Source organism: Brevibacillus humidisoli, from assembly GCF_020923435.1.
GTDB classification, from domain to species: Bacteria; Bacillota; Bacilli; order Brevibacillales; family Brevibacillaceae; genus Brevibacillus_E; species Brevibacillus_E humidisoli.
Genome location: NZ_CP087263.1, coordinates 2,853,430 through 2,879,229, shown reverse-complemented (window position 1 = coordinate 2,879,229; position 25,800 = coordinate 2,853,430). Strand labels below are relative to the sequence as shown.

At 52.9% G+C, this 25,800-nt stretch carries 25 protein-coding genes and 1 riboswitch; of the genes, 20 read left to right on the top strand and 5 right to left on the bottom strand.

Translation table 11 applies throughout. From position 1 onward, the window contains the following. Positions 1-45: 45 nt before the first annotated feature. The 5 genes from ytxC (at position 46) to rplT (ending at position 4,634) form a co-directional block, all read left to right on the top strand. Positions 46-972, top strand: a complete 927-nt coding sequence (gene ytxC / locus LOK74_RS14200) for a putative sporulation protein YtxC (RefSeq protein ID WP_230042688.1) — start codon at positions 46-48, stop codon at positions 970-972. 327 nt (positions 973-1,299) lie between these two features. Then, entirely contained in the window at positions 1,300-3,213 is a 1,914-nt protein-coding gene (gene thrS, locus LOK74_RS14195; RefSeq protein ID WP_230042687.1) for a threonine--tRNA ligase, read from the top strand. Between the two features lie 246 nt (positions 3,214-3,459). Then, positions 3,460-3,966, top strand: a complete 507-nt coding sequence (gene infC / locus LOK74_RS14190; RefSeq protein ID WP_230042686.1) for a translation initiation factor IF-3 — start codon at positions 3,460-3,462, stop codon at positions 3,964-3,966. 16 nt (positions 3,967-3,982) lie between these two features. Beyond that, positions 3,983-4,180, top strand: coding sequence for a 50S ribosomal protein L35 (gene rpmI, locus LOK74_RS14185; RefSeq protein WP_230042685.1), 198 nt, complete (start codon positions 3,983-3,985; stop codon positions 4,178-4,180). 94 nt (positions 4,181-4,274) lie between these two features. Next, the gene (gene rplT / locus LOK74_RS14180) at positions 4,275-4,634 is read left to right on the top strand and encodes a 50S ribosomal protein L20 (RefSeq protein WP_230042684.1); all 360 of its coding nucleotides are present in this window, start codon (positions 4,275-4,277) and stop codon (positions 4,632-4,634) included. 88 nt (positions 4,635-4,722) lie between these two features. On the opposite strand, the gene LOK74_RS14175 is transcribed toward rplT, so the two are convergent. After that, the gene (locus LOK74_RS14175; protein ID WP_230042683.1) at positions 4,723-4,905 is read right to left on the bottom strand and encodes a hypothetical protein; all 183 of its coding nucleotides are present in this window, start codon (positions 4,903-4,905) and stop codon (positions 4,723-4,725) included. Positions 4,906-5,010: 105 nt separating this feature from the next. Beyond that, complete coding sequence (locus LOK74_RS14170) at positions 5,011-6,075, bottom strand: hypothetical protein (protein ID WP_230042682.1); 1,065 nt, start codon at positions 6,073-6,075, stop codon at positions 5,011-5,013. Between the two features lie 213 nt (positions 6,076-6,288). Between LOK74_RS14170 and LOK74_RS14165 the strand changes: the two genes are divergently transcribed. From LOK74_RS14165 to LOK74_RS14150, 4 genes are all read left to right on the top strand, one after another. Next, the gene (locus LOK74_RS14165; protein WP_230042681.1) at positions 6,289-6,951 is read left to right on the top strand and encodes a L,D-transpeptidase family protein; all 663 of its coding nucleotides are present in this window, start codon (positions 6,289-6,291) and stop codon (positions 6,949-6,951) included. Positions 6,952-6,966: 15 nt separating this feature from the next. After that, a complete protein-coding gene (locus tag LOK74_RS14160; protein ID WP_230042680.1) occupies positions 6,967-7,662 on the top strand; it encodes an N-acetylmuramoyl-L-alanine amidase family protein in 696 nt (231 codons plus the stop codon). A gap of 62 nt (positions 7,663-7,724) precedes the next feature. Further along, positions 7,725-7,837: riboswitch (SAM riboswitch) on the top strand. A gap of 120 nt (positions 7,838-7,957) precedes the next feature. Further along, entirely contained in the window at positions 7,958-9,121 is a 1,164-nt protein-coding gene (locus LOK74_RS14155) for a PLP-dependent transferase (RefSeq protein WP_230042679.1), read from the top strand. Further along, the gene (locus LOK74_RS14150; RefSeq protein ID WP_230042678.1) at positions 9,121-10,311 is read left to right on the top strand and encodes a trans-sulfuration enzyme family protein; all 1,191 of its coding nucleotides are present in this window, start codon (positions 9,121-9,123) and stop codon (positions 10,309-10,311) included. The genes LOK74_RS14155 and LOK74_RS14150 overlap by 1 nt, the downstream gene beginning before the upstream one ends. A gap of 142 nt (positions 10,312-10,453) precedes the next feature. Here LOK74_RS14150 and LOK74_RS14145 read toward each other — a convergent pair whose 3' ends face one another. Next, positions 10,454-10,666 (bottom strand): DUF3906 family protein, encoded by a 213-nt coding sequence (locus LOK74_RS14145; protein ID WP_230042677.1) that lies wholly within the window; start codon positions 10,664-10,666, stop codon positions 10,454-10,456. Between the two features lie 46 nt (positions 10,667-10,712). Continuing rightward, positions 10,713-12,335 carry a nitrite/sulfite reductase gene (locus LOK74_RS14140; RefSeq protein WP_230042676.1) on the bottom strand — a complete coding sequence of 541 codons (1,623 nt, stop codon included), beginning with the start codon at positions 12,333-12,335 and terminating at the stop codon, positions 10,713-10,715. Between the two features lie 284 nt (positions 12,336-12,619). Here LOK74_RS14140 and LOK74_RS14135 point away from each other — a divergent pair, with 284 nt between their 5' ends. The 10 genes from LOK74_RS14135 (at position 12,620) to LOK74_RS14090 (ending at position 23,650) form a co-directional block, all read left to right on the top strand. Next, positions 12,620-13,324: a phosphoadenylyl-sulfate reductase gene (locus tag LOK74_RS14135; protein ID WP_230042675.1), complete on the top strand. Its 705-nt coding sequence runs from the start codon at positions 12,620-12,622 to the stop codon at positions 13,322-13,324. 23 nt (positions 13,325-13,347) lie between these two features. Further along, the gene (gene sat, locus LOK74_RS14130; protein ID WP_230042674.1) at positions 13,348-14,520 is read left to right on the top strand and encodes a sulfate adenylyltransferase; all 1,173 of its coding nucleotides are present in this window, start codon (positions 13,348-13,350) and stop codon (positions 14,518-14,520) included. A gap of 686 nt (positions 14,521-15,206) precedes the next feature. Next, on the top strand, positions 15,207-16,943 hold the full coding sequence (gene ilvB / locus LOK74_RS14125; RefSeq protein WP_230042673.1) for a biosynthetic-type acetolactate synthase large subunit: 1,737 nt from the start codon (positions 15,207-15,209) through the stop codon (positions 16,941-16,943). Positions 16,944-16,946: 3 nt separating this feature from the next. Further along, complete coding sequence (ilvN, locus tag LOK74_RS14120; protein ID WP_230042672.1) at positions 16,947-17,447, top strand: acetolactate synthase small subunit; 501 nt, start codon at positions 16,947-16,949, stop codon at positions 17,445-17,447. Between the two features lie 70 nt (positions 17,448-17,517). Continuing rightward, positions 17,518-18,507, top strand: coding sequence for a ketol-acid reductoisomerase (gene ilvC, locus LOK74_RS14115; RefSeq protein ID WP_230042671.1), 990 nt, complete (start codon positions 17,518-17,520; stop codon positions 18,505-18,507). Positions 18,508-18,590: 83 nt separating this feature from the next. Further along, positions 18,591-20,126 (top strand): 2-isopropylmalate synthase, encoded by a 1,536-nt coding sequence (locus tag LOK74_RS14110; RefSeq protein WP_230042670.1) that lies wholly within the window; start codon positions 18,591-18,593, stop codon positions 20,124-20,126. 141 nt (positions 20,127-20,267) lie between these two features. After that, on the top strand, positions 20,268-21,362 hold the full coding sequence (gene leuB, locus LOK74_RS14105) for a 3-isopropylmalate dehydrogenase (protein ID WP_230042669.1): 1,095 nt from the start codon (positions 20,268-20,270) through the stop codon (positions 21,360-21,362). Between the two features lie 165 nt (positions 21,363-21,527). Continuing rightward, positions 21,528-21,788 (top strand): hypothetical protein, encoded by a 261-nt coding sequence (locus LOK74_RS14100; RefSeq protein ID WP_230042668.1) that lies wholly within the window; start codon positions 21,528-21,530, stop codon positions 21,786-21,788. Between the two features lie 135 nt (positions 21,789-21,923). After that, positions 21,924-22,094, top strand: a complete 171-nt coding sequence (locus tag LOK74_RS14095; RefSeq protein WP_230042667.1) for a hypothetical protein — start codon at positions 21,924-21,926, stop codon at positions 22,092-22,094. Between the two features lie 149 nt (positions 22,095-22,243). Continuing rightward, the gene (locus tag LOK74_RS14090; protein WP_230042666.1) at positions 22,244-23,650 is read left to right on the top strand and encodes a sodium:solute symporter family protein; all 1,407 of its coding nucleotides are present in this window, start codon (positions 22,244-22,246) and stop codon (positions 23,648-23,650) included. A 10-nt stretch (positions 23,651-23,660) separates the two neighbouring features. Here LOK74_RS14090 and LOK74_RS14085 read toward each other — a convergent pair whose 3' ends face one another. Beyond that, positions 23,661-25,007: a TrkH family potassium uptake protein gene (locus tag LOK74_RS14085; RefSeq protein WP_230042665.1), complete on the bottom strand. Its 1,347-nt coding sequence runs from the start codon at positions 25,005-25,007 to the stop codon at positions 23,661-23,663. Positions 25,008-25,163: 156 nt separating this feature from the next. Here LOK74_RS14085 and LOK74_RS14080 point away from each other — a divergent pair, with 156 nt between their 5' ends. Then, positions 25,164-25,670 carry a MogA/MoaB family molybdenum cofactor biosynthesis protein gene (locus LOK74_RS14080; protein ID WP_230042664.1) on the top strand — a complete coding sequence of 169 codons (507 nt, stop codon included), beginning with the start codon at positions 25,164-25,166 and terminating at the stop codon, positions 25,668-25,670. The last annotated feature ends 130 nt before the right edge of the window (positions 25,671-25,800 follow it).

The following is a 25,800-nucleotide window of genomic DNA, read 5'->3' as shown; positions in this document are numbered from 1 at the left end:
TCACAGGTCATATACTGAAAGTACAAGACGGTTGGGGGTGGAACCATGCAGACACTGTCCGTGTTTCTCGAGGCAGACAAGCCTTGGCACAGCGAAATGTTTCGGACGGCGATTCGCAAGATCGAGAGCAAAGTGGAGACAGGTTCCGTGACGATTGAGTACAAAGAAGAGATGCGTGGCACATATCATGTATTTCGCTTTGTCAGTTGGTCGTCTGAAGAATACACGCTGGAGACACGGGATGTGGTTCGCTCTTTTATCGCACTGGTTGCGGTCGAGTGGATTGTCCGGGTGATGGAACCGGATGTGATTCAAGGCGTATTGGCCAAAGAGTACGGTCCTGAACTGGCCCAGGAATGGGAAGCGGTGCTGCCCCATATCCAGCACGTGCTGCTTGATGCAGAGGCGGGACAAACCCGTGATGCCGCTACGGCACGTAAAGCCAGGATCTACCGCAAGATTCATGCCTACCTGCAGGACAACCATGAATTGGTGCTGGAAGGGTTTGTTCGGTTTCGGCTCAAGGAGTACTGGGACGAACTGGCTGAGGCCGTGGAGTGGGGCATCGAAGAGTATTTGCGGGAAAAAGAGTATCGTGAATTCGTCGAACTGCTTCGTTACTTCATCTCCCTGCAGGAAGCTCGGTACAGAATCGTTCATGTCGTGCCCCGCAACGGGAAGCCATACGGCCTGTTTGACGAGAAAGGGCAGGTGATCCGACTCGATCAGTTGGATGCGATGATCAGCCACTCGGAGCAGGAGTTTCGCGATGAGGATTACTTGGTTAGTGCCTTGGTGACCTTGGCACCTCTCAAGATTGTACTGCACCGATCGGAGGAAAAACCGGCACTGGCGGAAACCCTGCGCAGCATTTTTGGCGAGCGGCTCTCCTACTGTGGGGCCTGTGCCTATTGCCTCAGTCGGAATCGAACCAACCTTGACTTTCGCAAGCCGACTCACTATAATACATAAAGAAATGAGTTGGCCTATCGGTCAGAGACATACATGCGATGAGAAGGATATGGACGTTTCTTTCGCCGTCCTAGAGAGGCAGGCCATTGGCTGGAAGCCTGCCACGAGCGAGAAACGATCTACCCCCTTCGAGCAGCGGCTGGGAACCGTGCAGGGCACGCAGTAACGGCTCGCCGGGCATTTTGCCCGTTATCCGTAACGAGGGATAAACTTCTGCCTCACTGTCGCCAGAGGTTTGTCCGAATGAGGGTGGTACCACGAGAACGATGCGCTCGTCCCTTTCCGGGGATGTGCGCTTTTTTATTTTCCCAAAGGAGGAATCCAGACGTGGCAAAAGTAAATGTAACGCTGCCGGATGGTGCTGTACGCGAATACGATGCCGGGGTTACCATCGAGGATGTGGCGGCTTCCATCAGCCCAGGGCTGAAGAAGAAGGCGATCGCAGGCAAACTGAATGGTAAAGTAGTCGACCTATACACACCGATTACAGAGGATGCACAGGTGGAAGTAGTGACGCTTGATTCACCGGAAGGGCTCGAAGTGTACCGACACAGCGCGGCACACTTGCTGGCTCAGGCTGTCAAGCGGCTGTATGGCAAGGAGGTAAAGCTGGGGATTGGTCCGGTGATTGAAAATGGCTTTTATTACGATATGGATATCCCGGCCAGCTTGACTCCTGACGATCTTGGCAAGATTGAAGCGGAGATGGAGAAGATCGTCAAGGAAAACCTGCAGATTCGCCGTAAAGTGGTGGGCCGCGAGGAAGCTCTCCAGATTTATGAGGAGCTGGGCGATCATCTAAAGCTGGAACTGATCCGCGATCTGCCGGAAGATGCGGAGATTACCATTTACGAACAGGGCGAATTCTTCGATCTTTGCCGGGGGCCTCACCTGCCATCCACCGGCCTGATCAAAGCGTTCAAGCTGATGAGTGTGGCTGGCGCGTACTGGCGTGGTGACTCCGATAACCAGATGCTGCAGCGGGTGTATGGCACCGCATGGCCCAAAAAATCGGACCTGGACGAGTACCTGCACTTTATCGAAGAGGCCAAGAAGCGGGACCACCGTAAACTGGGCAAAGAGCTGGAACTGTTCATGTTTTCCGAAGAAGCGCCTGGCATGCCGTTCTTCCTGCCCAAGGGCTTCACCGTTCGCAACGAACTGGAGCAGTTCTCCCGCCGTTTGCAGGAACTGGCCCACTACACCGAGGTGCGCACGCCGTTTATGATGAATCAGCGCTTATGGGAACAGTCAGGTCACTGGGATCACTATCATGAAAACATGTACTTTTCCGAGGTGGACGATACCAAGTTTGCGCTGAAACCCATGAACTGCCCCGGACACATGCTGATCTACAAGAATAAAATCCACTCCTACCGTGATCTGCCGATCCGTTATTCAGAGTTCGGTCAGGTGCATCGTCACGAGTTTTCCGGCGCCTTGAATGGCATGCTGCGGGTACGGACGTTCTGTCAAGATGATGCCCACGTCTTCGTCCGCCCAGACCAGATCGAAGACGAGATCAAGCGGATGATCAATCTGATCGACAGCATTTACAAAGTGTTCGGCTTCCCTTACTCTGTGGAGCTGTCCACCCGTCCGGAAGATTCGATGGGCTCGGATGAACTGTGGGAAATCGCAGAAAGCTCGCTGAAAAACGTGCTGGACGAACTAGGCATTGAGTACGAAATCAATGAAGGGGACGGCGCGTTTTACGGGCCGAAGATCGACTTCCAGATTACCGATGCGCTGAAGCGGCGTCATCAGTGCGGAACGATCCAGTTGGACTTCCAGTTCCCGGAGAAGTTTGACCTCACCTATATCGGGCAGGACAACGAAAAGCATCGCCCGGTCGTGCTGCACCGTGCCATGTACGGCTCCATGGAGCGGTTTATCGGGATCCTGGTCGAACACTACGGAGGGGCTTTCCCTACCTGGCTGGCACCGGTGCAGGCCCGTCTGATGACGATCAACGAAGTACACGCTCCATTTGCCGAGGACGTATACAACAAGATGCTCCATGCTGGTATCCGGGTTGAACTGGATATCCGCAACGAGAAGATCGGCTACAAGATACGCGAAGCACAGGTGGCGAAAATCCCGTACATGCTGGTCATTGGTGAAAAGGAAGTGGCCGATCAAACCCTGTCTGTCCGCAAGCGGGGAGTAGGCGACCTGGGCGCCCAATCGGTGGATGAGTTTGTCGCGGCGATTCGTGAAGAAATCGAAGAAAAACGATAACCCTTGACAAGCGATTGAATGACATGTAAGATTGTATAGGTATCATATGTTCGAGAACGAAGCAGAAGCGCCCAGCTTCTCACCTGCATCGACGTCCACTTGGACAGTTGACGGGTCTCCTGATGTCAAAGCTTGACTCCTATTGCTAGGTGAGATCAGTGTGGGCGTTTAGCGCCCGCACTTTTCTTTATTTCCGTATTTGCTCTCGAAACATAACGGAGGTGGCACATTATTAGCAAGGACCAGATGTTAGTGAATGAGGCGATTCGAGCTCGTGAAGTCCGCCTGATTGGGCCAGACGGCAACCAAATGGGTGTTGTGCCGATCAGGGAAGCACTGCGCATTGCGCAAGACGCCAACCTGGATCTCGTCAACGTGGCCCCGACCGCGAAGCCTCCCGTATGTCGGATCATGGACTACGGCAAGTACAAGTACGAGCAGGCCAAGAAGGAGAAAGAAGCGCGACGCAACCAGAAGATCATCGAGTTAAAAGAAGTTCGCTTCTCATCCAACATCGAAGAACACGATTTCCAAACCAAACTTCGCAATGTGCGGAAGTTTTTGCAGGACGAAGACAAGGTGAAGTGCAGCATCCGCTTCCGCGGCCGTGAGATTACGCACGCCGAGATTGGGCAGCAAGTACTGGATCGCCTGGCAACGTTATGCGAAGACATCGCCGTCGTTGAACGCAGACCGAAAATCGATGGTCGCAGCATGATCATGATTTTGGCTCCGAAGTCGGACAACAAATAGATTGGAGGATCTACTCATGCCAAAAATGAAAACCCATCGCGGGGCAGCCAAACGTTTTAAAAAGACGGGAACCGGCAGACTGAAGCGCGATTCTGCGTACACCAGCCATCTGTTCGCCAATAAATCGACCAAAGCGAAGCGCCATCTGCGCAAAGGCGGCTACGTGTCGAAAGGCGATCAACAGCGGATTGCCCAGTTGATCACGTATCTGTAAACCATTTCTTCTTTGACAACAATCATTTGAGCATGTGCTCCGCAAGTGTCCCACAGTGGGACCGCCATGCTTGATATACCAGGAGGAATTGATTATGCCAAGAGTAAAAGGTGGCGCTGTAACACGCCGTCGTCATAAGAAAGTACTGAAGCTGGCGAAAGGATACTTCGGGTCCAAACACCGCTTGTTTAAGTCGGCTAACGCTCAGGTGATGAAATCCCTGCTCTACGCCTACCGCGACCGTCGCCAGAAAAAGCGCGACTTCCGCAAGCTGTGGATTACGCGGATCAATGCGCAGGCACGTGTGAACGGCCTCTCTTACAGCCGTCTGATGCACGGGCTGAAGGTAGCTGGCGTGGAAGTAAACCGCAAAATGCTGGCTGATCTGGCTGTTAACGACAAAGTGGCGTTTAACGAACTGGCGGCTCTGGCCAAAGGTAAGCTGAACGCGTAAAAACAGAAGCTCAGTTGACTACGGAGAGCTCATCCCATCACGTGGGATGAGCTTTTGCTATGCAAAGCATCTTGCTGCTCTGCTCCGATTAGCAGCCGCAGCCGCCCTCATCGTCGTCAACCGGTTGCCAGGTCGTCTCTTGACCAGAGACTGGGCAAGCGGCAAACGTTTCATCAGTCTCGTAACGTTTTGTCGTTCCGGTACCGCATACATAATCGCCAGCATTTGTTACTCGTTCCCCTGTCTTAAATGCGTTTCTTTGCTCTGCCACTGTTAGACACACCTCCTTCCCCGCTTTAGGATGCCCACCAGGGACAGGACGTACCGTGGCAACAATACCCGCCCGCAGACATGCCCCTCATCCATGAATTCGCCTCTACAAGCGGCGAATTTGCACCATCTTCCATCTGTCAAACAGTGAGCCTCTGCTGAACATAAGGCTCCAGACCTCTTTGTGCAAGCGGCCATCTTCCATGAACGTGACTTTGAGAGGAATCTCTGCCGTGAACAGATTCACTTCTGGCGAATGCTCTTTGTCCTTGACCCGTCTCGCATAGCTGATCTTCTCAGGAGAAAACGGCAAGCTCGCACCGTTTGTCAGCATCTCAAGGGTAACCCGGTCGTGTTCATGCAGGGAGGTCAGAAAGTAGTCAGCCAGCTGCTCTGGAGAGGACTGCATCACTGTTTCCAACAGCCGGCCGCTCGCTTTCAGGATCATCAGACTATGGCCGGGATCGGGCTCCCGCCTACGGTGTGTGGCACTGCCGAGAAAATGGATGCAAAAGTGGCCGGGAAACCCGTTGTCGGCAATTGCACCCGCTCCGTGCGGCATACCGTGCATGGAAGCTGCGTAGTGCTGACCGTCGATAGATACCAGGATCGCTCGACGTCGCCAACTCCACTTTCCCTCGTAGATTTGCTTCAGTGTGGCTGTGTCCTTCCGAGTCAGCGGCTGGACATCGGCATGGCGGCTACCCGCCCGCCGCTGTATGGCAAACTGTTTTCCCGTTTCCAGATCGGTAACAAACGCATAAGACATGCGGCGAAACTTTTTTTTCACGTCTTTCCAATGCAGCGGTTGTCCGAAGTGCGCCTGCTCGACATAACGAACCCAGAGGTCCAGGGTACGGCTGACGCCTGCAGAAATCAGCCTTTGTCGTCCGGATTGGTCATATAGCCGGGACAGCTCGTCATAGGTGAACTCCTGCTTGCCGATCTGGATGTATGCTCGGGGCAATTCAGGTTGTGTTTCCCACCTCACCGGTTTGCTCTTCAAGATTTGCTTGGCTACTTTATTACTGCTGCGAACCGTTAGTTCCGAGAAGAAAGACGATTGCGGCGATGTTTTTACGATGATGCGAATCGTTTTATCTGCTGGAGCTGCATGTGCGGGTGTGATCAGAAGCAGCAGGCTGATCAGCAACAGAATCGATTGTCTCACCAGCAAATCCTCCTTGATCTTGAAAGTGAAACAGTAATGTCTGTTATTATGTGCGGAAGCCTGCTGATTAGTCGCTTGCTTGCAGCGAGTCAGTTCCCAAAACGGAAGCAGCCCACCCAGCCGACTAACCTGATATAGACGTTTCATGCATGAAAAATCGAATGCAACTCATAATAGGGCTGAGATTATCACGCTGGGTGGGGTTCGCAAAACATGATCAAACACATGCTGGTCCACATCTTGCTATGCACAGCTCTCCTCTGTTTTAGCTCTCCAGTCGTAGCCGATGACGGGGCGGACGAGGTATACCTCTACATTAATTTATGGCAAAACAGAATCTACTTGAAAGATCAGGAGGACAATATCTTATACTCGTACCGAATTGCACCGGGAGCCAAGGATACACCATCTCCGGTAGGCATTTTTCGCGTGATTCACAAGTCAAGGGATTGGGGCGGCGGATTTGGTTCCCGATGGCTGGGGCTGAACGTGTCGTGGGGCACGTATGGAATTCATGGAACCAATCGTCCGGAGTCGATCGGCCGTTACGCCAGCCACGGTTGTTTTCGCATGCGCAACAGGGAGATCGAGAAATTGTACGAACACGTGCCTTTGGGAGCGACTGTGATCATTGATGGGCCCATTATGGGTCACGAAGATTTGACTTACCGCATACTGGTTCCAGGTTCAAAAGGGGCCCTCGTCCAGTTGGTTCAGAACCGGCTGCGTGCAGCAGGCTACTACGAAGGGAAAACGCACGGAATCTTCGATAGACAGATGGAGCGAGCCGTCATTCGTTTTCAAAAAGAGGAGGGGTTGGATGTAACGGGCCAGATTCATTGGGTCGACCTCCGGTATCTGGGCATTATCGAATGAGCGAGGTGAGAAGGGTTGCTGATCCGTGTACTTGCAGCCATATGGATTTATTTCGTAAGCTCTTTATTGTTTCCATCAATTGGGTACGCCGTCGCTCCCTTGCCGTCCGTCGATGTGCTAATCGATGCCGGGCACGGTGGAGTAGACAGTGGCGCGTTTTATCAGGATCTGTACGAAAAGGAGATTAATCTGCAGGTGGCGAAACGGCTGTACGATGAACTGGCAAAAAGGGGACGCAGTGTGGTCTTGAATCGGACAGGTGACTATGCGCTTAGTGATGAGAATCAATGGCTGAAGATCCGTTCCAGGCACGTGAAAGATCTGGCGCAGCGAGCTCAGCTCGCCCGACAGATCACCCCGAAAGTGATGATCAGCCTGCACGTCAACTGGTCTGGAAATCCGCGTGTTCGTGGACCGCTGATGATTTCGCAGCACAGCCAGCAGAGTACGGTACTGGCCCACCTGCTCCAACACTCTGTAAACGAACTGTACCAGTCACACGCAAAACCGGTACGCAGGAAGAGCTACTACCTGCTCAATCATTCTGGATGTCCCACTGTGATCGTCGAGATGGGGTATATTACCAATCATCAGGACCGACAGTTGCTGACCAATCCGAAGCATCAGAGTCGTATCGCCCAAGCGATTGCAGCAGCGATTGATGAGTATCTGATGATGTTTGGTCATCTGCAGCAGGAAGAAATCGATTAATTCCTCTTATTGACAACCAAGGGAATGTACGCTACGATAGGTTCAACAAATTGCATAGGATCTTCTTATCAAGAGCGGCTGAGGGACTGGCCCTATGACGCCCGGCAACCGACTCCCATTCGATTGGGAGAATACGGTGCTAATTCCTGCAGAGATTTTCTCTGAGAGATGAGAAGGAATGCTTACGTACATACGTATGAAAAGCCTTCTTCGCTCAGAAGTAGGCTTTTTCTTTTGTTCAAATCATCAAGCGTTGACGGAGAGATAGAAAGTATAGGCAGAGAGGAGATCACACATGAAAGTGGAGACCAGACTGGTGCAGATTGGGGTAGGACGTGACAAGACGACAGGAGCAATCAGCTATCCTGTCTATCAATCGACGGCGTATCGCCATCCGGCACTGGGGGAAAGCACGGGGTACGATTACACCCGGACAGCTAATCCCACACGTGATGTGTTGGAACAGGCGATCGCTTCACTGGAAGGCGGGGATGACGGATTTGCCTGCGCCTCCGGCATGGCTGCGATTCAGACGGTCATGGGTATTTTTTCACAAGGCGATCACTTGGTGGTATCGCTTGATTTGTACGGCGGCACGTATCGCTTGTTTGAACAGGTACTAACACGTTTTGGCTTGTCGTTTGATTATGTCGATCTGCGCGACCCGGTGTTGGTGAGAGAGGCGATCCGTCGAGAGACCAAAGCCATTCTCGTGGAGACCCCAACCAACCCGCTGATGCAGGTGACCGATCTCGCCGCCATGGCTGAGATCGCTTGGGAGTTTGATCTGCTGCTGATTGTTGACAATACGTTTTTATCCCCTTACTATCAGCGGCCGTTGGAACTGGGAGCGGACATTGTGATTCACAGCGCTACCAAATACTTGGGCGGTCACAATGATGTGATTGCTGGATTGATTGTCACCAAAGGGGGCGAATTGTCTGAGCGGATGCGCTTTTTGCACAACTCGATCGGGGCTGTGCTTGGTCCCCAGGACTGCTGGTTGTTGATCCGCGGGATGAAGACGCTGGCGCTGCGCATGGAGCGGCATCAGCAAAATGCCTATAACGTTGCCCGCTTTCTGAAAAATCATCCGGCGGTGACGGAGGTGTTTTATACCGGACTACCCGAGCATGAAGGGCATCAAGTACAGAGCCGGCAGGCTTCCGGATTTGGCGGCATGGTATCCTTCCGCATCCGACAGCCAGTGATGGTTGCCGCTTTTTTGCAGGAACTGCAGTTGATCTCGTTTGCGGAGAGTCTGGGGGGCGTGGAGTCGCTCTGTACGTACCCGGCTACCCAGACACATGCCGATATCCCGGTCGAGGTTCGAGAAAAGGTGGGCGTCTGCGATCGGCTGCTCCGCCTCTCGATCGGGATCGAACATACTGACGATCTGATTGCTGACCTGCAGCAGGCGCTGGACAAAGCACTTCAAACAGGAGGAGGGCGGGGATGATGAACTTTGCGACTCGAGTACTGCATGGCACCAGCAGCATCGACAGAGTGACCGGGGCTTCCAGCATCCCGATCTATCAGGCTTCCACCTTTCATCAGTTTGATATCGATCAGCCGGGCGAGTATGACTACGCCCGTTCCGGCAATCCCACACGCCAGGCGCTGGAGGAGATGATTGCCCATCTGGAGGGGGGGAAGTACGGCTTTGCTTTTGCATCTGGGATGGCGGCGGTATCCAGTGTGTTTTTACTTTTCTCTGCCGGTGATCACCTGGTTGTGGCTGAAGATGTATACGGCGGGACCTATCGTGTGCTGACCAATATACTCTCTCGGCTCGGGGTGCAGGTCACGTTTGTTGATACGACGGACCCGGAGGCCGTCCAGGCGGCGATTCAGTCCAACACTCGGGGACTCTACCTGGAAACACCGTCCAATCCGACGCTCAAGGTAACCGATCTCGCACTGCTGTGCAGTCTGGCACGCGATAAGGGATTGCTGACCATTGTGGACAATACATTCTTAACCCCGTATTACCAGCGCCCGCTGGAGTTGGGGGCAGATATCGTGGTTCACAGCGCGACCAAGTTTATCGGCGGTCACAGCGACGTAGTGGCTGGTTTGGTGGCAACACGTGATGAGCGATTGGGCAAACAGCTTTACGCCATCCAGAACGGTTTTGGATCCATTCTCGGAGTCCAGGATTGCTGGTTGGTCATGCGCGGATTGAAGACGTTGAAGACGCGGCTGGATGTCAGTTCACAGAGTGCCGCTGCTATCGCTCGTTGGCTCGATGCTCACCCGCTTGTGGATCGTGTATACTATACCGGATTGCCCGAACATCAGGGGCATTACCTGCAAACCCGCCAAGCCTCCGGGCACGGAGCGGTTCTTTCGTTCGATCTGGGCAGCAGAGAGCGGGTTAAGATTCTGCTCGACGCGGTGAAGCTGCCGTTGGTCGCAGTCAGTCTGGGAGCGGTAGAGAGTATTCTCTCTTATCCGGCACAGATGTCGCACGCCTCCATGCCGCCAGAGGAGCGGAGACAGCGAGGCATTACCGATGGCCTGTTGCGACTGTCGGTTGGCCTGGAGGATGTAGACGATCTGATTGCTGACCTGGAGCAGGCACTGGCTGCTACTGCCCGTTATGCATCGGCGAACAATACCTCGAGCAAGTCGTGCGGCAACTGGTGAGCGGTCGACCACTTTCACAAATGAGTACAAGATTTCGGACGTACGCGGGCAAAACAAAAGACCGTCAGGGTGACTTGGACTTACCCCTGACGGTCTTTCTCTTTTGCGATCATGACTCACGATGTACTTTCTACGCAGATGTTCAGAGATCCGTCGTTTGGATGACGTATCCCTTGCCCTTCTCCACGCGTTTTTTTTCCACCAACGAGATTTCCTGTATGGTCGGCGGGATGAGATGCTGTCGGTTAAGCTGGCTTTCCGCGTAGGAAAAGGCCTTTTCATCCGAGTCAGCAAGCACCACCGCTACAAAAGGACCGGCTGATTGGGTGATCACTTCCAGTTTGTAGAGAAACATGTGACCCTTCCTTTCGCTATTCTCGCTTCCCGCTTCCCGCTTCCCGCTATGCTGTCGTTGCCAGAATCTGATCAAGCTGGGTCTGCAGCACCTCGTGGCCAACCCGGCGGACGAACTGATGAAACTTCTCATCCGGCTGTCGGTTGGCTTTATAGTACTCGATCAGATGAGCGATGACCGGGGCCACGCGTTCGGCGGGAATCCGGCCTTTCAGCCGTTTATTGAAGGCAGGATCGGGCCCCAGACTGCCGCCAACATGAATGTCAAATGCCTCAATCATCCCCTGTTCCGTCTTGACCTTTGCGCCTTGCAGGCCGATATCGGCAATCTGCTGTTGTCCGCAGGAGTTGGGGCAGCCGTTGATGTGCAGGCGGATCGGCGTATCTAGCTCTACGTTCTCGTCCAGCCAGTTGGCGATGGCGAGCATTCGTGCCTTTGTCTCTACGATTGCCAGATTGCAGTATTCGATCCCGGTACAGGAGACGGCGTGACCGATAAACGTGCGGGGGTTTGGGGTCAGTTTATCCAGCAGCGGTTCCGTCAACAGACCGTCCAGCTTTTCGTCCGGCACGTTTGGGATCAGGATATTTTGCGAGTTGCAGGTGCGCAGCTCGCCGTTGCCGTACTGTTCGGCAAGACGAGCCAGTTCATCCAGATCGTCCGCCGAAATACGGCCGACAGGGAGCAGCAGGCCGACGTAATTTAGTCCCGGCTGCTTCTGTTTATGGACTCCGGTAAAGTAGCCGGCATTCCAGCCTACCGTCCGATCTGTTCCTTTTTTTGGCATCGGGCCGATCCGTTCGATCAGCTTTTCCAGAAACTTCTCAGCTCCCCAGTCTGCCACCAGGAACTTGAGTCGGGCGTGGTGGCGCTTTTCCCGGTATCCATAATCGCGGAATATCGTGGTTACGCCGGAGGCTACCTTGACCACTTCTTCGGGACGAACGAACAGATCAAGCTGTTGGGCCAGATACGGCTTTGCCGAGAGGCCGCCGCCCACCCAGACGTGAAACCCGATCACTTCTTCTCCCTCTATCTCTTTTGAGGCTGGGGTAAAGGCTAGATCGTTGATTTCTGCGTGACCGGTATTGTAGATATTGGACGAAACAGACGTCTTATACTTGCGCGGCAGGTTGGAATATTCCCGATTTAACAGAAAATGCTGTTCCAATTCACGCACGATCGGTCTGGTATCGATCAGTTCATCGGGATCGATGCCTGCCAGCGGATTGCCGACAATCGTTCGCGGGACATCACCACAAGCTTGATAAGAGAAGAGTCCGACCGCTTCCAGACGGTCAAACACATCAGGCAGGCACTCTGTTGGCAGCCAGTGAAACTGTACAGCCTGCCGCGTGGTGACATCCACCAGATCCCTGCCGTAATCGCGACTGATCGCAGCCAGCGCACGGGCCTGTTCTTTGTTCAATACACCCGAGGGAATCCGGACCCGCATCATGAACAGTCCGTTCCCTTTGGGACGTTGTTCATAGATGCCGGCCCATTTAAAAAAGCTCAAATCCTCCTCGCTAAATGCTCCGTAACCCTGATGGGCAAGCTTCCTGATCTTGTCGATGATATCTAGTCCGTCACGTTCCAGCTTTACCAATTCCAGTTTGTTCAACTTGTCCCGATCTGTTTCCCAGGGACGAATCTGCTGTTCAGACATTCCTTCCAGCCTCCTCCACAAAACCAATTAATTACGTAGGAATAGTTAGGTTTAAGTATACGACTGCCTCTCTGTACGGTCAATACCCAGTTTTCCTTTTCGCTAAAGGAGTGTAAACAGAGTTGACAAAGGTAGGGAGGGCGACTAATATGGGAAATAAATAACATTAATCCGATATAAAAAATCGGAATTGGCGAGGTGTAGTGACTTGGGTTAGGCAAGTATCCTTCACCAAGCTGCTCTCATAAGATGATAAGCGAGGTCTCACAAGGAGGGAAGTTGGGATGAGTAGTCATGTAAGTACATTATCCAAAGAGGAGATCACACTTTGGGCGTATCGGCTGGAGCACAAGCGACCCGAGGAAATATTGGCGTGGGCCGTCGAGACCTTCGGTGACCAGATTGTACTCGCCTCAAGCTTCGGCTCAGAGGACGTGGTGCTGATCGATATGCTTCATAAAGTGGCACCGCAAACATCGGTCTTCTACTTGGACACCAATAAGCACTTTAGCGAAACATACGAGACGCGAGATCGGTTGGCCGAGCGGTATGGCAAGCGGTTTATTCAGGTTCTGCCCAAATTGACTCTGGAGGAACAAGCGAACCAGTATGGCGACGAACTCTGGAAGCGGGATCCCAACCAGTGCTGTCAGATTCGCAAGGTAGAGCCGCTTACTGAGATCCTCTCGCGCTATCGGGCGTGGATTACCGGCATTCGACGCGATCAGGCACCCACACGGGCAAACGCACAAAAAATCGAGTGGGATAACAAGTTTCAACTGGTCAAGTTTAACCCGCTTGCCTCTTGGACATACGAGGATGTCTGGTCTTATATTCGAGCCAACGATGTACCGTACAACCCATTGCACGATCAGTATTACCCCAGCATAGGCTGTGACGTATGCACACGGCAGGTGAAGCCAGGTGAAGATCCACGAGCAGGCCGATGGTCCGGGTTTGCCAAGACAGAGTGCGGCTTGCACAAGTAGACGATGCGAGGAGGAGAAGATAGATGACGTACGAAAACCTGCCACATGGGGGAACACTGGTGAATCGCTTGCTGTTTGGCCCAGCACTTGATGAAACCAGGCAATTGGCCAAACATCTGCGGACGATCACGGTTGACAAGTGGGTCGTGTCTGACATCGATTGCATCGCGGTTGGTGCCTTTTCACCGCTGACCGGATTCCTGAACGAACAAGATTACGACTCCGTCGTAGAGACGATGCACCTGGCCGATGGGACGGTTTGGACGATTCCGGTTACGCTGGCAGTGGATGAACAGTACCAAGATCTGAAGCCGGGTGAGAAAGTTCTGCTTCGCGGCGAGGACGGAGTTGACTATGCGGTTCTCACAGTGGAGAGCATGTACCGTCCTGACAAACAGAAAGAGGCGCTGCACGTCTATCGAACAGCAGAGCAGCGCCATCCCGGGGTGAACAGGTTGTACGAACGTCCCCCTCTGTATCTGGGAGGTCCGATCGATGTCCTGCATCGTCCTGTGCCCCGCCTGTTCCCAGAGTACTACTTTACTCCGTCTGAGACCCGGGAAATCTTCAGGGAGCGCGCCTGGAGAACAGTAGTTGGCTTTCAGACGCGAAACCCGGTACATCGCGCACATGAGTACATTCAAAAATCAGCACTGGAGATGGTTGACGGATTGTTTCTCAATCCGCTCGTCGGAGAGACCAAATCGGATGATGTACCAGCCCATGTACGGATGGAGAGCTACCTCGTCCTGCTGGAAAACTATTATCCGCCAAACCGTGTGTTTCTCGGTGCCTTTCCAGCTGCGATGCGCTATGCGGGCCCGCGGGAAGCGGTGTTCCATGCCATGGTTCGCAAAAACTACGGTTGCACCCATTTCATCGTAGGTCGCGACCATGCGGGAGTGGGGGATTACTATGGGACGTACGACGCCCAACACATCTTTTCCGAGTTCAGCAGGGATGAGCTAGGGATCGAGCTGCTATTCTTTGAGCACAGCTTCTACTGCCGAAAGTGCGGCAGCATGGCAACCAGCAAAACCTGTCCGCATGACAAAGAAGAACATCTTACCCTCTCCGGAACGAAAGTGCGTCAGCTTTTGCGGGACGGACAGACGCCGCCGCCGGAGTTTACTCGTCCGGAAGTGGCCCGAGTACTGATTCGCGGTCTTTCCGAAAAAAAACCGGTCACTTCCTGATTATACCGCCGTCTCAGGATCAAAATCATGGAAGACGAATATCTTGTGTGTTTAAACCAATTGATCATCCGCTCACGGAAAAGATGCCTTTGGACAGAGGCGTCGGGGGAATTCGTGAGTGGATATTTTTTTTGATTTATCTGAATGCGCTTACATGCGTGACGCATCTTTGGGATCCGGATCTGGCTGAACGTTTGATCGGACAAAAGTTCAGTAAAAATAATTTGAAGTGATTGACACCCCTTATCCGCCTAGCTATAATCAGTCATAACTTGTTGATTTATTTTCTGACTACATTACAAGTTTTCAAATTTTTAGATTAATTTAACAAAACGTGTATGAACACACTGGCGTTGATGAGGACAACGTTAGACGCCTCTTCTTTCACAGAGAGCCCGGGGCGATGAGAACGGGTAGGAACGCGTCTGACAGCTCACCTCTGAGCCGCCTGCTGAAATCCATCCATCACAGGGTGGAGAGTAGGCAAGGCCGCCTGACACCCGTTAGCGTGTCGCAATCGTCACTCTATATGTAGACGGCTGCAAGAGGTCGGTCGCCGCAAGGCACCGATAAATTTGGGTGGTACCGCGAATCCTTTCGCCCCAATCAGACATGACAACATCGTGTCGGGGTGAAAGGTTTTTCATTTTTAATAGGAACAAATAGGAGATGGAGGAGGAAAAAACATGAGTGTGGAAGCCGCCGAGTTGACAAACAGAAAAAGTGCGCCGGATATCGGTTTTGGGGAAGAGTTGACCGGTGCGGAGGCACTATTGCGCTGTCTGATTTTGGAACAGGTGGAGTACGTGTTTGGCTATCCGGGCGGTGCGGTATTACCCATCTACGACTCGCTTTACAGCAGCTACCTGAAACACATCCTCACCCGCCACGAACAAGGAGCCATCCACGCGGCTGACGGGTATGCCCGAGCCACCGGCAAGCCAGGTGTAGTAATCGCCACTTCCGGTCCGGGTGCGACCAATCTGGTCACCGGTATTGCCACGGCCCAGATGGATTCGATTCCGCTCGTCTGCATCACGGGCAACGTCGCGCAGAATCTGATCGGTACCGATGCGTTCCAGGAAGCGAACATTACTGGTATCACCCTGCCGATTACCAAGCACAACTACATGGTGCGTGACATTCGCGATCTGCCGAGAATTGTGAAAGAGGCCTTTTACATTGCCACAACAGGCCGACCAGGACCTGTGCTGATCGATATTCCGAAAGACGTGAGCAACGCAAAAGCGCCTTTCTACTATCCAGATAAGGTGGAAGTGCGCGGCTACGAGCCAACCAGGGTCCCGACAGACGAAGAAGTACAAAAGTTTCTGGGGGCGATCCACACAGCGAAAAAACCGGTCATCCTGGCAGGCGGTGGTGTGATCGCATCCGGTGCCGACAGCGAACTGCTCGCTTTTGCCGAAAAGACACGTATCCCGGTGATCAATACCTTTATGGGTCTTGGCGGTTTTCCCGGCGTACATGAATTGGCGCTCAACATGCCCGGCATGCACGGCAGCTACGCAGCCAACCAGGCACTGCTGAACGCAGATTGTGTGATCGGCATCGGAGCCCGCTTTGATGACCGCATCACGATGGGTCGCACCAAGGAGTTCGCTCCAAATGCCAAGATCGTGCACATCGACATCGACCCTGCCGAACTAGGCAAAAATGTGGCCACGATGGTTGCAGTTGCCGGCGATGTGAAAAGTACACTGATCAAATCGCTGCCGCTGGCTCAGGAGTGCGATACAACAGATTGGTTGGCACAGATCAAATCTTGGCAGCAGGCTCATCCGTACCAATACAAAAAAACAGACGGGGAGCTCAAGCCGCAGGAAGTTATCGAAATGCTGTATGAAACGACGAACGGAGAAGCGATTGTCACGACCGATGTCGGTCAGCATCAGATGTGGGTGGCACAGTACTACAAGTTTAAGCGGACCCGCTCACTCGTCTCATCCGGTGGTCTGGGCACGATGGGCTTCGGGTTTCCGGCTGCGATCGGCGCCCAACTGGCCCACCCTGACCGCACGGTGATCTCCGTCGTAGGGGATGGCGGTTTCCAGATGACCAATCAGGAACTGGCCATTCTCAAGCAGTACAATATCCCGGTCAAGGTAGTCATCATCAATAACAGATGCCTAGGAATGGTTCGCCAATGGCAGGAGCTGTTCTACGACAACCGCTACAGCCAGATCGATCTTAGCTGCAGTCCGGATTTTGTCAAACTGGCCGAAGCCTACGGCGTGAAAGGGATGCGTGCCGCCACTCCAGAGGAGGCGCAAGCCGTCTGGAAAGAGGCGCTTGCACACGACGGTCCGGTAGTGATTGACTTCCAGGTCACGGCCGAGGAAAACGTTTATCCGATGGTAGCCGCCGGCAATACCTTGGATCAAATGGTTATGGGGGATGAATAATCGATGGAACGTCACACAATAGCTGTACTCGTAAACGATGAACCCGGTGTTCTCACCCGCGTCGCCAATCTTTTCGGTCAGCGTGGTTTCAATATTGACAGCATCACTGTCGGTGCATCCGAGGAAAAAGGACTTTCGCGGATGATTATTACCACCGGCGGGGATGAACAGCATTTGGATCAATTGATCAAACAGCTAAGCAAACTGATTGATGTGATCTCCGTCACCCACTTGAGCAAGGATCCGATGGTTACGCGCGAGCTTGCGCTGATCAAGGTAAATGCCGCGCCAAGCCAACTGGTCGAGCTGAATGGGATTGTAGAGCCGTTTCGCGCTTCCATCGTCGACATCGGTCCATCGTCTCTGATCATCCAGGTGACGGGCGACTCGGAAAAAATCGACGCCCTGCTGGTTCTGCTCGAACCATACGGGGTTCGCGAGCTGACCCGAACAGGCTCGATCGCCATGGCTCGCAGCATCGTTCCCGCTGCGGCTGCGGTATAAGAGGCAGGTAACACGTTTCTTCTACCATATACGAATACAAAATCGATACGCATTTCAAGGAGGAATTCCCATGGTAAAAATGTACTACGAATCTGATGTGAACAAAGCTGCCCTACAGGACAAAACGATCGCCGTCGTTGGTTATGGCAGCCAGGGACATGCACAGGCGCAAAACTTGCGAGACAGCGGCTATCAGGTCATCATCGGGCTGCGCCGCGGTAAATCGTGGGAGCAGGCTGAAAAAGACGGCTTTGAGGTGTATACCGTAGCAGAAGCAACCAAACGCGCTGATGTGATCCAGATTTTGATGCCGGATGAGCGGCAGGCTCAAGTATACAATGAGGAGATCGCACCAAATCTGAAACCCGGCTCTGCCCTTTTCTTCTCCCATGGTTTTAACATTCACTTTGGCCAAATCGTTCCTCCAGATGATGTAGATGTCGTCATGGTGGCACCGAAAGGACCAGGACATCTGGTTCGCCGTGTCTACACCGAAGGGTTTGGTGTTCCGGGACTGCTCGCTGTCCATCAGGACAATACCGGCAATGCCAAGGATCTCGGCCTTGCCTATGCCAGCGGAATCGGTGCAACCCGTGCAGGTGTGATTGAGACCACCTTCCGCGAAGAGACAGAAACGGATCTGTTTGGTGAGCAGGCAGTGCTTTGCGGTGGGGTCTCTGAATTGGTCAAAGCAGGTTTTGACACACTGGTAGAAGCGGGGTATCGTCCAGAGATCGCCTACTTCGAGTGTCTGCATGAGCTGAAGCTGATCGTTGACCTGATGTATGAAGGCGGCCTCGCCCGGATGCGCTACTCCATCAGTGACACCGCTGAATTCGGTGATTACAGCACAGGGAAGCGCATCGTGAATGAAGAGACGCGCAAAGAGATGAAAAAAGTGCTGGCAGAGATTCAAGATGGTACCTTTGCCCGCAACTGGATCTTGGAAAACCAATCGAACCGCGCTGCCTTTAACGCACGCCGCCGCATTGAAGCCGAACACGGCATTGAGCAAGTGGGTGGCAAACTTCGCGAAATGATGTCTTGGTTGAACAAATAAGATCGATTGCGAAGATGCCGAACCACTTATCACTTCGTTCGGCCACCAAATAGAGAGGATCACGGAGGAGGAGGAAAAGCGAGATGCGCACGATCGAGATTTTTGACACCACGCTGCGTGATGGTGAACAGTCTCCCGGGGTAAACTTGAGCACGAATGAAAAGGTAGAGATCGCCCTACAACTGGAAAAGTTGGGTGTGTCGCGGATTGAGGCTGGCTTTGCCGCTGCCTCCCCCGGTGATCTGCAGTCCGTGGCAGAAGTGGCCCGCCGCGTCAAGCAGGCAACGGTAGTCAGTCTGGCCCGATCCGTGCCAAACGATATCGACAAAGCGTACGAAGCGCTGCGTCATGCTGCCAATCCGTGTATCCACGTGTTTATTGCGACTTCTCCGATTCACCGTCAGTACAAACTGCGGATGAGCAAGGAAGAAGTGATCGAGCGAGCGGTAGCAGCGGTACGCCATGCCAAGAAATACGTCCAGGAAGTAGAATTCTCTGCCGAGGATGCCGGTCGTACGGAGATCCCGTTCCTGGCAGAAGTGGTTCAGGCCGCCATAGATGCTGGTGCTACGATTGTCAACATTCCCGATACGGTAGGATACATGACACCGCACGAATACGGCAACATCTTCCGCGAACTGACTCAGCGCGTAAACGGAATCGAAAGAATCAAGCTGAGCTGTCACTGCCATGATGATTTGGGTATGGCCGTCGCCAACAGCCTGGCCGCGATCGAGGGTGGGGCTACGCAAGTCGAAGGGACGATTAACGGCATTGGCGAACGTGCCGGGAACGCAGCTTTGGAAGAAGTAGCTCTGGCACTCGAGACGAGACAGGACTACTACCAGGCCAAAACCAATCTCAACTTGAAGGAGATCGCTCGGACCAGTCAGTTAATCAGCCGTCTCACCGGCATGATCGTCCCGGGAAATAAGGCTGTCGTCGGAGCAAATGCCTTTGCCCACGAGTCTGGCATCCATCAGGACGGTGTGCTGAAAGAGGTTACCACCTACGAGATCATCCGTCCCGAGACAGTTGGGTTCAAGTCCAACCGTCTGGTGCTTGGCAAGCATTCCGGCCGTCATGCCTTTAAAGACAAACTGGCGGAACTGGGCTATCACCTGCAGCCGGAAGAGATCGACGTCGCTTTTGCTTCGTTCAAGGAATTGTGCGACAAGAAAAAAGAAGTCAGTGATGATGACATCATCGCACTGATCGATACAAAAATGATGGCCGTCGCCGAGGCATACAAGCTGGAATCGGTACAGCTCTCCTACGGCAACCTGTCGATGCCGACAGCCAGCGTCCGCCTGATCCGTCAAGATGGGACGGTCGCGGAAGAGGCGGCATGCGGCAACGGATCTGTGGACTCGATCTACAAGGCGATCGACCGTGCTACAGGCGAAGAGGTGACGCTGGCCGACTACAAGATCGTTTCGGTTACACATGGCAAAGATGCACTGGGTGAAGTGTTTGTCCGCCTCCAGCAAGGGGAGATAACCGTGCAGGGACGCGGTGTAAGTACCGATGTGCTAGAAGCAAGCGCGCTAGCCTACGTACGTGCGATCAACAAACTAATTGAACGCCGCGGAGAAGTGCTGGTCGGCAGTGCACAGTAAGGAGAATCTGTTCGGACCGCTCGCCACGTGAGCGGTCCCATCGATCTTGATCGAAAATCCACAATCACAGGAATCGGATCGATAGGGTGATCCAACCCTCGAGAAGCATGGAAATATGGAAAGAACGGGGAACATTTGCATATGAAGAAATCATATAACATTGCCATTTTGCCTGGTGACGGGATTGGACCGGAAATTGTGGATGCTGCGGTAAAAGTGCTTACCCAGGTGTCGGAACAAACCGGCGTCACGTTTACCTACGCATACGGACGCATCGGAGGATGCGCGATTGATGAAGACGGTACACCGCTGCCGGAAGAGACGCTGCGGATCGCAAAAGAGGCAGATGCCGTATTATTGGGAGCGGTTGGCGGTCCAAAATGGGACCAGAATCCCGGGCATCTCCGTCCGGAAGCAGGTCTGCTAGGCATTCGCAAAGGACTCGGCTTGTTTGCCAATCTCCGTCCGGCTACCATGCATCCCAGTCTGGTCGATGCCTCTTCTCTGAAGCCGGAAGTGGTTGCCGGCGTTGATCTGATGGTGGTTCGTGAGCTCACCGGCGGGATTTACTTTGGTGAGAAAAAGCGGTATACCCAAGACGGGGTAGAGGTAGCGGAAGATCAGCTCATCTACAATGAGGCAGAAATCGAGCGGATCATTCGGATGTCGTTTGAGATCGCCCGCAAGCGGGACAAACGCCTCTGCTCGGTTGACAAGGCGAATGTATTGGAGAGTTCCCGCTTATGGCGCGGTGTAGCCGAACGTGTGGCCAAAGATTATCCAGATGTGGAGATGACCCACATGCTGGTTGATGCCTGCGCGATGCAGCTGGTTCGGGCCCCGAAACAGTTTGACGTCATCGTGACGGAGAATATGTTTGGCGATATCTTGAGCGACGAAGCGGCCATGTTGACTGGCTCGATCGGTATGCTGGCTTCGGCTAGTCTTGGCGAAGGAAGCTTTGGATTGTATGAACCGGTACATGGCTCTGCACCCGACATCGCAGGTCAAGGCGTTGCCAATCCGCTGGCTACCTTCCTCTCTGTTGCCTTATTGCTGCGCCATTCCCTATCGATGGATCAGGCTGCGGATGCCGTAGAGCAGGCTGTCTGGGCTGTGCTGGATAAAGGCCACCGTACGGCTGACATTGCGGTGGACAGGACGCAAGCAGTTGGTACGGAGCAGATGACAGCATACGTAGTGGAAGAGCTGTTGAAACAGTTGACACAGAAATAGAATATGCAGTTTGGAAAACATCCTTTCTCTTGGCAATGGGCCAAGGGGGAGGATGTTTTTCTCATTTTCTCTAAAATCGTTATAAATCGACTGGTTTAAGTGTCGTTTCATCGGGAACAAGCTCGCAATACAATGTAGCATCCTCACGTGAAAGGAGGGGAACTAATGTTTAAAAAGCAGAAGCGCAAGTTTAAAAAGGGGAAGTACTCGGCAGAATTTAAACAATTTGCAGCAGCAAAATCCGGAGTTGGAAACGCAGCCGCTATTAACCAGGCAACCGCCTTTGGTGAAAATGAAAAAAAATTCAAGAAGAAAACCGTTCACAAAAAAGAGGTCCACAAGAAAAAGGACTTCCACAAAAAGGACTTTCACAAGAAGGACTTTCACAAGAAGGACTTCCACAAGAAAAAGAAATTCGACTGGTAACACTATTACCCCCTGCCAACTTCCGGCAGGGTTTTTTTTGCCAAAAAATGAGCGAATCACCCTGTGCATTCGTCGTTACAGAAACACCTACTCCGTCATTATAATGGTACATACATGTATAGGGAGGTGCAGTTGATGCAACGAAACCTGGTGAAAACAAAAAAGTACAGAGTTGGCAAGAACACCTTTATTGTTATTAAGATTTTCCAACGGGCGAAGGCAAAAACGGATGAGGGCAATGCACTGGCTACCAACCAGGCAAACGTGAAAATTTTCAAAAAGAAAATCAAAGAAAAACGGTATTAGCTAGAACCGGGCGACGGCGGCGTAAAAAGCCGCCGTCTCTTTTTACTTGAAGAACGGAAAATCAGCTTGTAACTGGATTGATTCTTCTTTTATACTGAAACTATTCATGAAAGGGCTTCATCAGAAGCATCAGCATCGGGGGGAACGGTTTGATCGGTGGAGACTTGTTTGTTCCATTCACAGCAGTGTTGGCGCTTACTGTGTTCGTCGGGGTTGCAGCGAAACGATCCGTTCGCTCCGCAAAGGATTTTTCCAATGCAGGAAGCACTCTAAACTCCGGTATGGTGGCGGGAGCGTTGGTCGGCGGATTTGTTGGCGGCACGTCTGTTATCGGAACGGCTGAGCTGGCATTTCGTCACGGGTTGACTGCTCTCTGGTTTACGCTGGGAGGGGGGGTCTCGCTGATGCTGCTCGGTCTGTTTGCCGGTCGGTTGCGTCGTGTCGGGGTAGAGACACTGCCCGCTTTTGTCGGGCATTTGTACGGTGATGCTTCCCGACTGGGAGCCAGTCTGTTTTTATCGGTAGGGGTCTTCATTCAGGTAGTCGCCCAACTCCTGGCTGCCTTGCCTCTGCTATCGGTCCTTTGGCAGATGCCGCTGGAAGCGGCAGCAGCGGTCCCTGCGCTATTAATCCTGACTTATGTTTTTTTTGGCGGGTTTATGGGAGCCAGTCTCGTAGGTGTAGTAAAGACTTTCATGCTGCTCGGCTTGCTTCTGGGGATGGGCATTTGGCTGTTTGGCAGCCTACCGCTGTCCGCGTACCAGGTGTGGTGGGAAGCAGGTCGACTCTCGCTGTTTGCCGATGGTGTCTCCGCCGGTTGGGCGCAGGGGATGGCGATGGTGATTGGTATTTTTTCTACGCAAGCCTATTTGCAACCAGTCTTTGCTGGACGAGATGTGGCAGCGGCACGTATCGGCTCCACTACAGCCGGCATTGTGGTCATCTTGATTGGTCTGATCAGTGCCTGGGTAGGTCTGTTCATGCATGATATACACCCTGATATTGTCCCGCGTGAGGCAATCCCGCAGTTTTTTGTTCTCCATACACCAGCCTGGATCACAGGCGGAGCGATGGCCGTAATTCTGCTCTCGGTCGTCATGACGGGGGCGGCCCTTGTATTAAGCATCGGCACTATCGTCAATCAAGACGTGATCCAGCGCTTCACGACCCGTTTTTCCAGCGACCAGCAGCAGGTGATGCTCTCCCGTCTGTTGATCATGCTGTTCATTTGTTTGGCCTATTGGCTCGTTATCTCCCATACCGACTCTTACATTTTGGATTGGGCGTTTCTGTCGATGACACTGCGTGGTGTGACCGTCTTTTTCCCGGTGGTCCTGTACCTGCTCGGCTTCCAGCCTGTGAGCCGCCGCAGTGCGACAATCGCCGTCTGGGGAGGACCGATCACGGCCTTGCTGTGGGCCGCGATTGCGTATGCCAATACCGGCATTGATCCGTTATACGTAGGAGCAGCGGTCAGCTTATTGGCCCTGCTGGCGGATCGAAAACAGAAACCAAAAATGAACACCCCATCCCTTGGCCATGACATCCAGGGATGAGGTGTGCGGGTTAACCGATCAGAATTTTTCCTTTTGGATAGCGGTAGTACTCTTTTTGCCTGCGCTGAGCCAAGGCGATCGCGATGGTCAGCGGCCCGATCCGTCCAATGAACATGGTTACTGCGATGATTACCCGTCCGACCGGCGACAGATCCGGGGTTAGTCCGAGTGAGAGCCCGACCGTAGCAAAAGCCGACGTCGTTTCGAACAGGATCACGATAAACGGGACATCGCCTTCTGTTAAGGAGAGGATCGTTGATACGACGATTAAGAAAAACAAACCGCTCAGGGTTACCGTCAGCGATTTGTAGATGAAAACAGGCGAGATGCGCTGGCGAAAGAAAACGACGTCTTCTCTACCTTTGATCTGGGACCAGACTGCCCCGATCAAGGTAGCAAACGTAGTCACTTTGATCCCACCACCAGCAGAGCCGGGCGAGGCACCGATAAACATGAGTACGATGGTCAAGAAAATCGTCGCTTGCTGAAAGTCAGCTACATTTAGCGTAGTGGCGCCGCCTGAACGTGGCGTAATCGACTGAAAGAGGGAAGCCAGAAACTTGCCCATCACGGACAAGGGCTGCAGTGACCTGGGATTGTTCCATTCAATCAGTAAGATAATCCCCATTCCGACCAGTGTCAGGATCGATGTCGTCGCAAGCACAACTTTGGTGTGCAGGGATAATCGCCGCGTATGACGGTATTCGTAGAGCTCGCTCATCACGAGGAACCCGATGCCGCCGATAAAGATCAGCGATCCTATAACCAAACTGATGATCGGATCTTCCGGATAGCGGGTAAAGCTGTTAAAGTCGCCCATCAGATCAAATCCGGCGTTGTTAAAGTTTGCGATGGAGTGAAAGATGCCGTAATAGATAGCTTGACCAAGCGGCATGTCGATCGCAAAACGGGCTGCCAGGATCGCCCCCGCAACCAGTTCGATCACGACCGTAAAAATAAGGATCTGCAAAACCAGGCGGACAATCCCTTCGATTGAGTTCTGGTTGAGGGCCTGCTGCAAGACCAAACGATCCTTCAGGGAGATCCGTCTGCCCAAGAGAAAGGCAAAAAACGTGGCAAAGGTCATAAACCCGATCCCGCCGATTTGAATCAACGTCAAGATGACGATTTGACCAAACGTGGAGAATGTGGAGCCGGTATCTACTACGACCAGTCCTGTTACACATACCGCCGAGGTAGCTGTAAACAAAGCGTCAATCCAGGAGATGGGCTGCCCATCCACGGTTGCCAGCGGCAAGCGTAAGAGTGCGGTTCCAATCAAGATGATCGAAAGAAAGCCGAGCAACAGGACTTGGGGTGGGTTTACTTTTTGATGTTTTCCAGGTTTTCTAGCCATCCAAATCGCATCCTTTTTCCAAGACAAACGCTTTATGCCCAAGACAAACGCTTTATGCCCAAGATAAACGCTTATGTTGCTGATCCGCTCATGTTAGTATAGCGGATGAGGAGAAAAAATGGAACATTTCCCTTGTTGTTAGGAAGGAGGAAGAAGATGAGTACAGAGGAGCATAAGGCAGAAGCGCCAAAACGGATTGGCTGCATGATTATTACCGTCTCCGACACACGCACCACAGAGACGGATAAGAGCGGACAGGTGATGAAGCAGTATCTGGAAGATGCAGGCCACCAGATCGTGCTGTACCGGATTGTCAAGGATGAACGGACGGAGATTGTGGACGCGATCAATACCGGGGCCTGCCATCAGGATGTTGACGTGATTCTGCTCAATGGCGGAACAGGTATCGCGGCGCGCGACACCACCTACGAGGCAGTAAGCGAACTGTTGGAAAAAGAGATGCCGGGTTTTGGAGAATTGTTTCGGTTTCTAAGTTATACCGAGGATATCGGCTCTGCAGCGATTCTGAGCCGGGCGCTGGCGGGGACGTATCGGGGCAAGGCGGTTTTTTCTACACCGGGATCGTCCGGAGCGGTTCGACTGGCGATGGGGAGGTTGATTGTACCAGAGCTGGGCCACGTGGTGCGGGAACTACGGAAATAAGCTGCGGTACCAGCGTCTGTTTGCTTAGCTTCCGCATGGTTTGGTATAATGAAATGCTGGACGCACCCGACCCGCTGTCCGTATCGGCGCTGGGGGCGGAAGTCCTTTCTGCGGATGCGATGCAAAGGAG

What these genes read in the sequence shown, in the direction of transcription:
- LOK74_RS14145 (WP_230042677.1), bottom strand. Translation starts at nt 10,666, where the DNA reads ATGTTTCTCTACAAACTGGAAGTGATCACCCAATCAGCCGGTCCTTTT.
- LOK74_RS14150 (WP_230042678.1), top strand. Translation starts at nt 9,121, where the DNA reads ATGAACTTTGCGACTCGAGTACTGCATGGCACCAGCAGCATCGACAGA.
- rpmI (WP_230042685.1), top strand. Translation starts at nt 3,983, where the DNA reads ATGCCAAAAATGAAAACCCATCGCGGGGCAGCCAAACGTTTTAAAAAG.
- LOK74_RS14110 (WP_230042670.1), top strand. Translation starts at nt 18,591, where the DNA reads ATGCGCACGATCGAGATTTTTGACACCACGCTGCGTGATGGTGAACAG.
- infC (WP_230042686.1), top strand. Translation starts at nt 3,460, where the DNA reads ATGTTAGTGAATGAGGCGATTCGAGCTCGTGAAGTCCGCCTGATTGGG.
- LOK74_RS14080 (WP_230042664.1), top strand. Translation starts at nt 25,164, where the DNA reads ATGAGTACAGAGGAGCATAAGGCAGAAGCGCCAAAACGGATTGGCTGC.
- LOK74_RS14085 (WP_230042665.1), bottom strand. Translation starts at nt 25,007, where the DNA reads ATGGCTAGAAAACCTGGAAAACATCAAAAAGTAAACCCACCCCAAGTC.
- ilvN (WP_230042672.1), top strand. Translation starts at nt 16,947, where the DNA reads ATGGAACGTCACACAATAGCTGTACTCGTAAACGATGAACCCGGTGTT.
- sat (WP_230042674.1), top strand. Translation starts at nt 13,348, where the DNA reads ATGACGTACGAAAACCTGCCACATGGGGGAACACTGGTGAATCGCTTG.
- LOK74_RS14155 (WP_230042679.1), top strand. Translation starts at nt 7,958, where the DNA reads ATGAAAGTGGAGACCAGACTGGTGCAGATTGGGGTAGGACGTGACAAG.
- LOK74_RS14140 (WP_230042676.1), bottom strand. Translation starts at nt 12,335, where the DNA reads ATGTCTGAACAGCAGATTCGTCCCTGGGAAACAGATCGGGACAAGTTG.
- LOK74_RS14095 (WP_230042667.1), top strand. Translation starts at nt 21,924, where the DNA reads ATGCAACGAAACCTGGTGAAAACAAAAAAGTACAGAGTTGGCAAGAAC.
- ilvC (WP_230042671.1), top strand. Translation starts at nt 17,518, where the DNA reads ATGGTAAAAATGTACTACGAATCTGATGTGAACAAAGCTGCCCTACAG.
- LOK74_RS14165 (WP_230042681.1), top strand. Translation starts at nt 6,289, where the DNA reads ATGATCAAACACATGCTGGTCCACATCTTGCTATGCACAGCTCTCCTC.
- LOK74_RS14100 (WP_230042668.1), top strand. Translation starts at nt 21,528, where the DNA reads ATGTTTAAAAAGCAGAAGCGCAAGTTTAAAAAGGGGAAGTACTCGGCA.
- LOK74_RS14135 (WP_230042675.1), top strand. Translation starts at nt 12,620, where the DNA reads ATGAGTAGTCATGTAAGTACATTATCCAAAGAGGAGATCACACTTTGG.
- leuB (WP_230042669.1), top strand. Translation starts at nt 20,268, where the DNA reads ATGAAGAAATCATATAACATTGCCATTTTGCCTGGTGACGGGATTGGA.
- ytxC (WP_230042688.1), top strand. Translation starts at nt 46, where the DNA reads ATGCAGACACTGTCCGTGTTTCTCGAGGCAGACAAGCCTTGGCACAGC.
- rplT (WP_230042684.1), top strand. Translation starts at nt 4,275, where the DNA reads ATGCCAAGAGTAAAAGGTGGCGCTGTAACACGCCGTCGTCATAAGAAA.
- ilvB (WP_230042673.1), top strand. Translation starts at nt 15,207, where the DNA reads ATGAGTGTGGAAGCCGCCGAGTTGACAAACAGAAAAAGTGCGCCGGAT.